General features: G+C 67.7%; 8 protein-coding genes and 1 riboswitch. Of the genes, 6 read left to right on the top strand and 2 right to left on the bottom strand.

Features of this window, described 5'->3' with window-relative positions:
* Positions 1-1217: hypothetical protein (locus VM054_11915; protein HUT99764.1), on the top strand; the 1217-nt coding region annotated here is incomplete at its 5' end.
* A 442-nt stretch (positions 1218-1659) separates the two neighbouring features.
* Here VM054_11915 and VM054_11920 read toward each other — a convergent pair.
* On the bottom strand, positions 1660-2100 hold the full coding sequence (locus VM054_11920) for a hypothetical protein (protein ID HUT99765.1): 441 nt from the start codon (positions 2098-2100) through the stop codon (positions 1660-1662).
* A 141-nt stretch (positions 2101-2241) separates the two neighbouring features.
* On the opposite strand from VM054_11920, the gene VM054_11925 reads away from it, so the two are divergent.
* The 4 genes from VM054_11925 (at position 2242) to VM054_11940 (ending at position 6545) form a co-directional block, all read left to right on the top strand.
* On the top strand, positions 2242-4545 hold the full coding sequence (locus VM054_11925; GenBank protein ID HUT99766.1) for an adenylate/guanylate cyclase domain-containing protein: 2304 nt from the start codon (positions 2242-2244) through the stop codon (positions 4543-4545).
* A gap of 314 nt (positions 4546-4859) precedes the next feature.
* Positions 4860-5585 (top strand): DUF3307 domain-containing protein, encoded by a 726-nt coding sequence (locus tag VM054_11930; protein HUT99767.1) that lies wholly within the window; start codon positions 4860-4862, stop codon positions 5583-5585.
* Positions 5585-6208, top strand: a complete 624-nt coding sequence (locus VM054_11935; GenBank protein ID HUT99768.1) for a riboflavin synthase — start codon at positions 5585-5587, stop codon at positions 6206-6208. Before VM054_11930 ends, VM054_11935 begins: the two co-directional genes overlap by 1 nt.
* Positions 6177-6545 carry a hypothetical protein gene (locus tag VM054_11940; GenBank protein HUT99769.1) on the top strand — a complete coding sequence of 123 codons (369 nt, stop codon included), beginning with the start codon at positions 6177-6179 and terminating at the stop codon, positions 6543-6545. Before VM054_11935 ends, VM054_11940 begins: the two co-directional genes overlap by 32 nt.
* A 247-nt stretch (positions 6546-6792) precedes the next feature.
* Here VM054_11940 and VM054_11945 read toward each other — a convergent pair whose 3' ends face one another.
* Complete coding sequence (locus tag VM054_11945) at positions 6793-8739, bottom strand: TonB-dependent receptor (protein ID HUT99770.1); 1947 nt, start codon at positions 8737-8739, stop codon at positions 6793-6795.
* A gap of 136 nt (positions 8740-8875) precedes the next feature.
* Positions 8876-9081: riboswitch (cobalamin riboswitch) on the bottom strand.
* A gap of 80 nt (positions 9082-9161) precedes the next feature.
* Here VM054_11945 and VM054_11950 point away from each other — a divergent pair.
* On the top strand, positions 9162-9965 hold the full coding sequence (locus VM054_11950) for a purine-nucleoside phosphorylase (protein HUT99771.1): 804 nt from the start codon (positions 9162-9164) through the stop codon (positions 9963-9965).
* Positions 9966-10065 lie beyond the last annotated feature (100 nt).

A 10065-nucleotide genomic window follows, 5' to 3' on the forward strand; every position in this document is an offset into this window, starting at 1 on the left:
AGCGTCGCTGGTCGTGGTCCTTCGCGTTCATCGTCGCCTCGATACCGGTCCTGCTCTACGGCGGTCAGCTCATCTTCCGGCTGGCATACTACGGTGAATGGGTGCCGAACTCGGCCCTGGTCAAATACTCGCCCTCCCTGCACCATCTTATCGGCGGATTCGAATACGTGGGGGAAGGTATACTCGCACTGTCTCCCGCGTCGTTCATCGCGCTGACCTTCCTCGGCGTCGGGGCGTTCCACCCCAGGAGCCGGGAGCGCTTCCTCCCCCTGGCGATGCTGACGCTGCTGTGGCTGGGCTACGTGATCGTGATAGGGGGAGACGTTTTCCCCGCCTTTCGGCATTTCATCCCCGTCATCGTGGTTATGAGCTACGCCCTCGCCGAGGGGACGGCCCTGGCGTGGGAAAAGCTGGACGGCGGAATCCTGAAGCGGGGCGTCCTCCTCGCGGGCATGGCCGTCATCGTGGTTCTCACCTTTCTCCTTCAGTTCGATAACCCGCAGAGCGAGAGAGCCGTCGAGGAGCGTTGGGAGTGGGATGGAAGGGCGTTGGGCGTCACCCTCAGGGAGGCTTTTTCCGAGCAACGTCCCCTGCTAGCCGTGACGGTCGCCGGTTGTCTTCCGTACTGGTCGGAGCTGCCCTGTCTGGATATGCTCGGCCTCAACGACTACTATCTGCCGCGTCACAAACCCGAAGATATGGGTGAGGGTTACATCGGGCATGAGCTCGGCGATACCGCTTACGTCCTGAAAAGGGCTCCCGACCTCATCGTCTTTCACGTGGGCTCCGAACCTGCTTATCGCTATGGGGACGAGCTGTCCGCCAGCCGGGAGTTCCACCTGGAATACGCAAAGATGCAGGTGCGGACGGCGGTGCGCCCGATTTACACCGCTCTGGTCTGGTTCAGGGTCAATAGCGAGAGGATCGGATACGACCGAAGCGGAGACGGGCTGACGATTCCCGCCTACCTGATGAACGCTTTCGAGCAGACGACCGCCTTCCTCTACGACGGCCGCCTGGTCGTGGGAGTCAAGGCGGGTCGTCCCGCCGGCGTCGCCGTGGACCGCGTGCCGCACGTACGCGACATAGAGGTGGTCAGCCCGTATGCGGGGCTCATCGAGTGCGAGATCGAGCGCGTGGGCAACGGTGTGCTGATCGTCCTGACGACGGAAAGCGAAACCCTGCTGCCCGTCGAGGCGGTCATCGTAAAGATGTAGGGTGTGACGTCTACGCCCCGCCGCGTTTTATTCGATGATTGCGACGACGTAGGGGCGGGTGTCCACACCCGCCCGCCCCTCTCCCCCGCCCTCCCCCCATAGGGGGGAGGGGGTATGCGGCAGCCCTCACCCCCATCCCCGTCGGCACGCCGCTCCCGGAGGGAGAGGGGGGCCGCGGGCCGACCTGAACGGCGCGCCGTCGGTCGGCCCCTACGAGGTTGACGACCGACATGTAATGTAGGGCGGGGAATCCTATCCCCGCCGCGTTTTACCCCTCACCCTAGCCCTCTCCCCAGAGGGGAGAGGGGACCGCTGCACCCCCCTCCCCGGCCCGTAGGCGAGCCTCCCCCACGGGGAGAGGGTGAACGCGGCGGCCCGCAGGGGATGCATCCCACGGGGCCGCCCTACATCGAGCGTCAGAAAATCTCTCCCGGTCGCCGGGTTACGGCAGCTCGGCCACCGGCTGGAACACGTTGCCCGCCAGGCGGTACAGGTCGCCCCCGGCGTTGAACGCGTACACGATCCAGTCGTCCAGGTCGGGCTCGTAGAAGGCGCTCACGTCGTAGGGCCCGCCGCCGGGAATCTGGTCCACGCCGACGAACTCGCCCCCCTGGAGCTGGTGGAGCATGCCCGAGTCGTTGACGGCGTAGACTATCCAGTCGTCGGCCTCGGGGTCGTAGAAGGCGCTCACGTCGTAGGGCCCGCCGCCGGGCATCTGGGTCACCTTGTCGAAACTGTCGCCGTGCAGCATGTAGAGTCCGCCGGAATCGGCGAGCGCGTACACGATCCAGTCGTCGAGCTCGGGGTCGTAGAAGGCGGATACCTGGGGCACGGCGAGGACGGCTACGGCCGTCAGGCACAGGATTATAGCGGTCTTCTTCACCAAAACCTCCTCATGGAAAGTCAATCGGTTCGGCTCGTCGGGTTAGTGTAGCACACCGGGATTGTCGGGGGACAGGGGCGCCCCGGTTGTGCTACCATCTGAGGGATTAAAATTATCAAACCTCCCGATTAAAGGAGCGAGGTGGGCGCTCAAGGGTCCAAGAAGGCCGGGCGGAAGGCGCTGGTGACCCTCGCCGTGGCGGCGGCGGCCGTCGTCCTGGCCTTCCTCTTGAATCTGACCGCCTTCTTCGAGGACTTCGAGCTCTCGACGATGCGGGCCCGCGTGCGTGCCCGGGGCAAGTGCTACGAGGGCGCCGAGAACCCCGGCGCCAAGGTCCCCGGAATCGCCATCATAGACGTGGACGAACGCAGCCTCCTGCCCCCCGACCAGGAGGGGCTGGGCCGCTACCCCGACTGGACCCGGGAGTACTACGCCCAGGTGGTGGACCTGGTGGCCAAGGCCGAGCCGGCGGCGTTGGTCTTCGACATCCACTTCTTCGAGTCGGCGGGCAACCCCGACTACCCCCGGATAAACCGCAGGTTCCTGGAGGGAGCGGGCTCGGTGGAGGAGGTCGCCGGCTGGCTGACCTCCCATTCCGAGGACGATGTCTTCGCCGGGTCCGTGGCCCGGGCGGGGGACGTCATCCTGGGCATCTCCGCCGTGGACTTCTCCGCCGAGGAGCAGGTGCGCGATGTCTCCGGCAACCCCTTCATCGCGCGCGCCCTGAAGCTCCCGGCCGAGGTGGCGCGGAACCTCCACTACTTCGCCGGCTGGTTGCCGCCCATCCCCGAGCTGTCCGAAGCCGCCCGCATGCTGGGGCACACCAAGATGCCCCCCTACGACGAGATAATCTGGCGGGTGCCGCTTTTGATCTCCGCCGAGGGCCCCCGGGCCGGGGAGGTCCTCGTCTTCCCGAGCCTCTCCCTGGCGGCGGTGGCGCAGGCCCTGGGCGTCCCCCTGGACGAAATCGGCTTCGACCCCGACGTGGGCGTCCTTCTGGGCGATTCAAAAATCATCCCCACCACCCCCCAGGCCGAGCTTTTGGTCAACTACCTCGGCCCGCCGGGGCAGGGTCCCGACGGGACCTTCAACTACTACTCCTTCACCGACATCGAGTACCTGGCCGTGCGCGGCGACATGTCCCCCGAGCAGAAAGCCGTCCAGGCCTACGACAACTTCCACGGCAAGGTCGTCCTCATCGGCGGCACCGCCGAGGGCCTCTTCGACTTCATCTCCAGCCCCTTCTCCAACACGCACCCGGGGCTCGAGATCCACGCCACCGCCATCGCCAACATGCTCGGGGACGACTACCTCGAGCGCCTGGACCCGGGCCCGGCCCTGGGGATTTTCATCCTCCTCACCCTGGGGGTGGGCTTCCTGGTGGCCTACCTGCGGTGGTGGGTGGCGATCCCCTTGTCCCTGGTCCTCCTGGGCGGCTACATCTTCGGCGCCTTCTGGATATTCTCCGCCCACGGCCTATGGCTGGAGATAGTCCGGCCCGGCTCGGGCATCCTGTTGGCCCTGGTCACCGTCGTCGGCTTCAACTACGTCACCGAGCAGCGGGCCAAGCGCAAGATAAAGGACACCTTCCAGCACTACGTCTCGCCCGCCGTGGTGGAGCAGATGATAGACAACCCCGACCTGTTGAGGCTGGGGGGCGATAAGCTGGACCTCACCGTCATCTTCACCGACGTCAAGGGCTTCACGCGCATCTCCGAGCAGATGGAGCCGACGGACCTGGTACACCTGATGAACGACTACCTGACCCCCATGGCGGACATCATCCTGGACAACCGGGGGACGGTGGACAAGTTCATCGGCGACGCGGTGATGGGCATCTTCGGGGCGCCGGTGCCCGTGGAGCACCACGCCGACGCCGCCTGCCACACCGCCCTGGAAATGCTCGCCAAGCTCGGGGAGCTCAACGCGGGGTGGAAGCCCCAGGGCCTGCCGCACATGTCCATGCGCATCGGCATCAACTCCGGCCCTATGGTGGTCGGGAACATGGGCTCCCACACGCGCTTCGATTACACGGTGATGGGGGACAACGTGAACCTGGGCGCCCGTCTGGAGCCCCTGAACAAGGTCTTCAGCACCCAGGTGATCTGCTCCGAGTTCACCCGCAAGCGGCTGGTGGACCGCTTCGTCCTGCGCAGCCTGGGGAGCTTCCGCGTCATGGGCAAGACCGAGCCGGTGGTCTGCTACGAGCTGCTAGGTATCGGCACGCCCAAGCCGGAGGTCGAGGAGCTCCTGTCCGGGTTCGACCGTGGGCTGGAGCTTTGGGCGGGGCGGGAGTTCGGGGCCGCGTTCGAGCAGTTCGAGCGGCTGGTCGCCCGTTTCCCCCAGGACGGCCCCACCGCCTACTACGCGAGCCTGTGCCGGGAGCTGGCCGCCTTCGACCCCGGCGACGACTGGCAGCCGATCCACACCATGCTCTTCAAGTAGGGGCCCACTCGGTCGGTGCGGGTTCCGGGGGAGGGGCTTTACGGGGGCGACGACACGTCGCCGGGGGGGGTCGGGTGCCGGTTCGATTGAGGCCGACGCCGCCGGCCCCCGGGTCGAGCGGTGTGGGGAGCCCGAGGCGCTTTTTGGGGGACGACGGGAGCTCCGCGCGTGGCTCGACTCGACCCCGTAGGCGGGTGCGGTTCCCGCGGTTTTGCTGGTACAATTGCGGCGGCGTTACTATCCGATTCATCAAACGGGGTGACGGGAGCGGATTTTATTACAGCGAACGAGGGCTTTAAAAAAGGGTCCAGCCGATGAACATCTTCCTCTTCTACCGCCTGCTCCTCGCCTTCCTCATCAGCGACTACGTCCTGCAGTTCGACTGGCTCTTCCGGCTGCGGTACAAAAAGCGCTGGGGCGTATTCGTCCACGCCGGCTTCCACCTGCTGACCACCCTGGTCCTCTGCCTGCCCTACCTCCACGACACCTGGTTCTTCGTCGCCGTGGTGCTGTTGCAGGTGGTCCACGGATTCTTCGATAAAATCAAGAAGCAGAACCTGTGGGCCTTCCTGGGGGACCAGCTCTTCCACCTCGCCACCCTGGCCGGCCTCGCCTGGCTCTTCGGGGGACTCGCACCGGTGGACTGGTTCCCCGCCTGGCTGGACGTCCTGTGGAAGGACGACTATCTGGTCAACCTCCTCTCGGGCCTGCTCCTTTCGGCCTACATGGGGATGATTCTCATCAATTTCGTCAACAAAACCTTCCGCAAGCCCTTCACGCGCGAGGTTTTCTCCGATTACTACCGCAACAGCTACCTCTTCGGGGGCCTCGTGGCCTTCTCGGGCGTGGAGCTGGGCTTCCAGCTAAGCCCGTGGTTTTTCCTGGCGGCGGTGGCCCCGGCGGCGCTCCTCGTCTGGCTCGCGCGCAGGCCCACCGACGAGGACGGCAGCTTCAAGGGCGCCTACAAGCTGGACTACCTCTGGATGCTCCTCTGGGCCGCCCTCTGGGGCGCAATCGTGGGCCTGAAGCTCTACCCCTGATGTTCACCGGCATCATCAGCGAGATGGGCGCCCTGGTCCGGCTGAAAGCGGGCCGGGTGGCGCGCCTGGAAATCGAGGCCCCGCGCACCGCGGGCGGCCTGAAGACGGGCGGCTCGGTGGCGGTGAACGGCGCCTGCCTGACGGCGGTGGAGGTGTCCGGCGGCGGGTTCGCCGCCGAGGCGATGGCGGAGACCCTCGAGAAGACCAACCTGGGGCGGCTCGTTCCGGGCTCCCCGGTGAACCTGGAATCCCCCCTCAGGCTGGGCGACGCCCTGGACGGGCACCTGGTGCTGGGGCACGTGGACGGCCCGGCGCGGCTGGTGGAGCGGAGGCCCGACGGAATCATGGCGCTCGAGCTCGCGGACGGCTCTCTCGACCGCTTCCTCGTCCCCAAGGGCTCCGTGGCCCTGGACGGCGTAAGTCTAACCATCATCGGGATCGAGGGCCGACTGTTCACCGTGGGCCTCATCCCGCACACGGGGAAAACCACGACGCTGGGCGGCCTGCCGCCGGGGTGGGAGCTGAACCTGGAGGTGGACGTGCTGGCCCGCTACCTCGAGGGGCTCATCGGGTCGCGTAAGGGGGTGGACCGTGATTTCCTCGCCGAGCACGGTTTTCTGTAAATTCGCGCCTCTGCTGCTCCTCTTGTTAGTGGGCTGCGGCGGCGGGGGCGGGTCCGCCACGGAGGAAAAACCCGAGGCGCCCGTCGTCACCCTGGCCGACGTTCTCGCCGGGAAGGAGCCCACGCCGGAGATTCAGGCCGAGCTGAAGGGCCTGGTCGCGGCGGGTACGGACAAGTTGGTCGCCCTCGCCGGGCGCGTCCAGGAGGGCGAGCTGACACCGGCGGAGGCGGACGACCTTTACGCCGGGTGGCTCGGGGGTGAGGCCGCCGGGCGGTCGCTGACGGCCGAGCAGCTCGGGCGGTTGCTGGCCGGTTACGCGGGCGGCCGGTATAGGTAGCGGTTGCCCCTGGGTTGGTTGGGTGTGATTCGGCGGGCGTGTGTGGACACCCGCCCCTACGTCCACACGGCGAATTTAACCCGTAGGGGCGACCGGTAGGACGAGTCCTCCACGGTCGCCCGCGGGCGGACCTGAAGGTCCGCCCCTACGTCATCGCAATCGGAAGCGGCGGCCCGCAGAGGACTCGTCCCACGGGGCCGCCCTACATCATCGCGATCTGCCGGTCACGCGCCGCGGCCGGGCGACCCTAGAACAGCATCTCGGCGCCCAGGGTGAAACGGCGCGGAGCCCGCGGGTAATCCCTGTCATCCGCCGTGTTGCCGAAGGCCGCCGGCGCGTCCGCGTCCGTCAGGTTCTCCAGGGCGGCGAAGAAGCGGAAACCATGCGCCAACGCGTACTCCGCCCGCGCGTCGAAGCTCCACACCGATGGGATGACCTTCTGTGTCATGGTCACCCGGGGCGAGTCCGAGTAGTCGGGGTAGTAAGCCGCGCGGTCGCCGGTCCAGCGGGCCGTGAGCTTCACCACGCCGGCGTCGTAGGCCAACGTGAGCTGGTGCACGGGGAGGAAGGCGGCCCGGCGTTCCACCGTCGCCGTGCGCGTCTCGCCGGTCATCCAATCGGAGAAGACCACCTCGCTCCGGCGCTGGGTGGCGTCGGTGAAGGTGTAGCCCGCGCTGACGGGCCCGAAGACGACCTCCACGTCCGCGCCGAGGACCGTCTGGGAGTCCACGTTCTCGGGGGTCCACCAGAGGCCGGTCTCGTCGGGCTGCCAGGAAATCAGGTCCGAGGTTTCGCGGTAGAAGATGTTCCCGGAAACGGCCGGCATGTCGGGCGGCTCCCAGTCGAAGCCCACACCCGCCTCCCAGGCCTCCTCGGGCCGCAGGTCGGGGTTGCCGCCGGTGGGCCAGTAGAGGTCGTTCAGGGTGGGCGGACGGAAGGCGGTCCCGCCGGACAGGCGCAGCCGGAGCGTTTCCAGGGCCGCGTCGAGGCCCACGTCCCCGGTCAGGCGCGTCCCGAAGGTTTTATGGGAATCCGCCCGGACGCCCGCGTCCGCCGAAATCAGCCCCAGCTCCGCCCGGGCCTCCAGCCAGCCGCCCAGGTCGTCCACCTCGGGGCTCCACTCCGTCGTGGTCGTGACGCCGGGGTCGTCGGGAAAATCCGACCCGCCGCTCCAGATGGTGGAGTCCGTCTTGGCTTCGAGGAGGCTCGTCCGGTAGTCCGCCCCCGCCTCGAACTCGACGGGCTCGAAGAGGCTGAACCGGCTCCAGACCGAGCCGTAGTAGTCGGTCGTCCGGTAGGCGTATGCGTCCTGGGTGGCGTAGTACGACCGGTAGCGGGTGAAGTAATCGAGCCCGGAGTCCCGCCAGCCCAGATCCGCGTGCAGAGTGACCTCGCCGATGCGGCCGTGGTAGTTGAATGTGACGCCCTGGACGGTGTCGGTCTGGTCGTCGTAGAGGCTGGTCGTGTCGTCCGAGCCGAATTCGGGGACGGTCCCCTCGGGGGGAAGCGGCCCGGGCAGCCCCTGGTCCTTGGTCCACAGGGTGTAGTCGGCCCGGAGGGTGTGCCCGCGCAGGGCGAGGGACGCCGCGACGCGGAAGCCCTTCTCCTCCACGGCGGAGTTGTCGCGCCAGCCGTCGTGCTCCGCCAGCCAGCCGCGTGCCGAGAGGGTCAGCTCCGAGCCGAAGCCGCTCCCCAGGGCGAGGGAGTAGCGCCGCTCGCCCGCCGAGCCCAGGCCGAGGGTGAACTCGCCGTTCGCCTCCACTCCGGTCCTGGTCACCAGGTTCACCACGCCGCCCACGGCGCCGCCGCCGTAATGGCTGCTGGCCACTCCCCGACGGATTTCGATCCGCTCGAACTCCGACAGGGGCAGGCTCGAGAGGTCGGCCACCCCGGTGGTGGCCTGGTTGATCGGGATGCCGTCCACCAGGACGAGGACCTGATTGGCCGCCGACCCCCGGATGGAGGCGGTGACGAGACCGCCCGGCGTCCCCGAGTCGTTGACCCACACTCCGGGAATATCGGCCAGAAGTTCGCCCAGCGTGGTCGCCTCCGACGCCAAAATGTCGTCCCCCTCCAGGACGAGCCAGTCCGTCCCGGAGACGGGCTGGATTTCCCGGATGATGACCAGGCCGACGTCGGCGCCCGCCGGGGCGATTAAAAACAGAACGCAGAGAACGGGTGCGATTTTCCGCACGGGAAAACCTCCGTGTGTTTGACCGTTTTTTAAAAAGGGGATGAGGTATGAAGAGCCGCCCGGCGCCGGAAGTCATCCGGGGCGGACGGCTCTTTCAGGGCAGGATGCGGGTGGTCACGGCTGCCTCCTTTTACGCGAAGGGGGTTTTAGACCGGGACCGGGTATCCTGGCTCACGGCTTCGGGAATCTCGGTTTCTCCCGCGGGGCGGACGCCTTCCCGGGAATTTTTCCCAGTGGCCTCCGACCACCCCTCGCCGTTCACAGTGGCGCGACCGCGGCGGAATTGCACCGCCTTCCCCGGTCGAGTGCCCGGCACTCGACGCCCGGCAGGATGGAACGCATCCATGTTACCCCCCGGCGCGGCGGTTAGTCAACGGGGTGAAAAAGGGTTAAAATACGGGCGTCCGTTTCCCGGAGGGCGCATGGACCGAATCGGAGAGGCCCTGGCTTTTTTGAGAAAAAAGATGCCGTTCGCGCCACGGGCGGCGCTGGTGCTCGGTTCGGGACTCTCGGCGGCGGCGGAGGTTTTGGCGGAAACCATCGCCCTCCCCTACGCCGAGATTCCGGGCTTTCCCGCGGCGCGGGTCGAGGGTCACCCCGGCCGCCTGGTGTCGGGCGTTCTCTCCGGTGTCCCGGTGCTCGCGTTTTGCGGCCGGTTCCACCACTACGAGGGCCACGACCTGGACGCCGTGACGCTGCCGGTGCGCCTGGCGGCGGGGCTCGGGGCTCCGACCGTCGTCCTGACCAACGCCGCGGGGAGCCTGCGGACCGAGATCAAGCCCGGCTCCTTCCTCGTCATCCGGGACCACCTGCACCTCGCGGGCGAAAACCCCCTGCGCGGTGAGGCGGTCTTCACGCCCATGACCGGGGCCTACGACTCAGGACTTCGCGCCCTGGCCCTGGTGCGGGCGCGGGAGCTGGAGCTGGAGGTCGCCGAGGGGGTGTACGTGGGGGTGGCCGGGCCGAGCTTCGAGACGCCCGCCGAGGCCGAGGCCTACCGCCGGTTGGGGGGCGACGTGGTCGGTATGTCCACCACGCCCGAGGCGATCGTGGCGCGGCGGCTGGGCCTGAAAGTCCTGGGGCTCTCGGCGGTGACCAACTACGCCGCCCGGGAGGACGGGGGTCACGGGGAGGTTTTGGGGCGGTCGGGGGCGATGGCGGGGGATTTGGGGCGCTGGCTGCGGGCGATTTTCGCCGGTCTGGCCCTCCCCGGCGGGGAGGGGTAACTGTACGGGCCGGGGTGAGGGTCGGGGCGTGTCCCCTCTCCCCTCTGGGGGGAAGCGCGCTTACGGGCCAGGGAGGGGGGTGCAGCTACCCCCTCTCCCT

Source organism: bacterium (assembly GCA_035528375.1).
Classification (GTDB): Bacteria; RBG-13-66-14; RBG-13-66-14; order RBG-13-66-14; family RBG-13-66-14; genus RBG-13-66-14.

Excerpts from the sequence above, each read along its gene's own strand:
- VM054_11950 (HUT99771.1), top strand. The coding sequence starts at position 9,162 with ATGGACCGAATCGGAGAGGCCCTGGCTTTTTTGAGAAAAAAGATGCCG.
- VM054_11935 (HUT99768.1), top strand. The coding sequence starts at position 5,585 with ATGTTCACCGGCATCATCAGCGAGATGGGCGCCCTGGTCCGGCTGAAA.
- VM054_11930 (HUT99767.1), top strand. The coding sequence starts at position 4,860 with ATGAACATCTTCCTCTTCTACCGCCTGCTCCTCGCCTTCCTCATCAGC.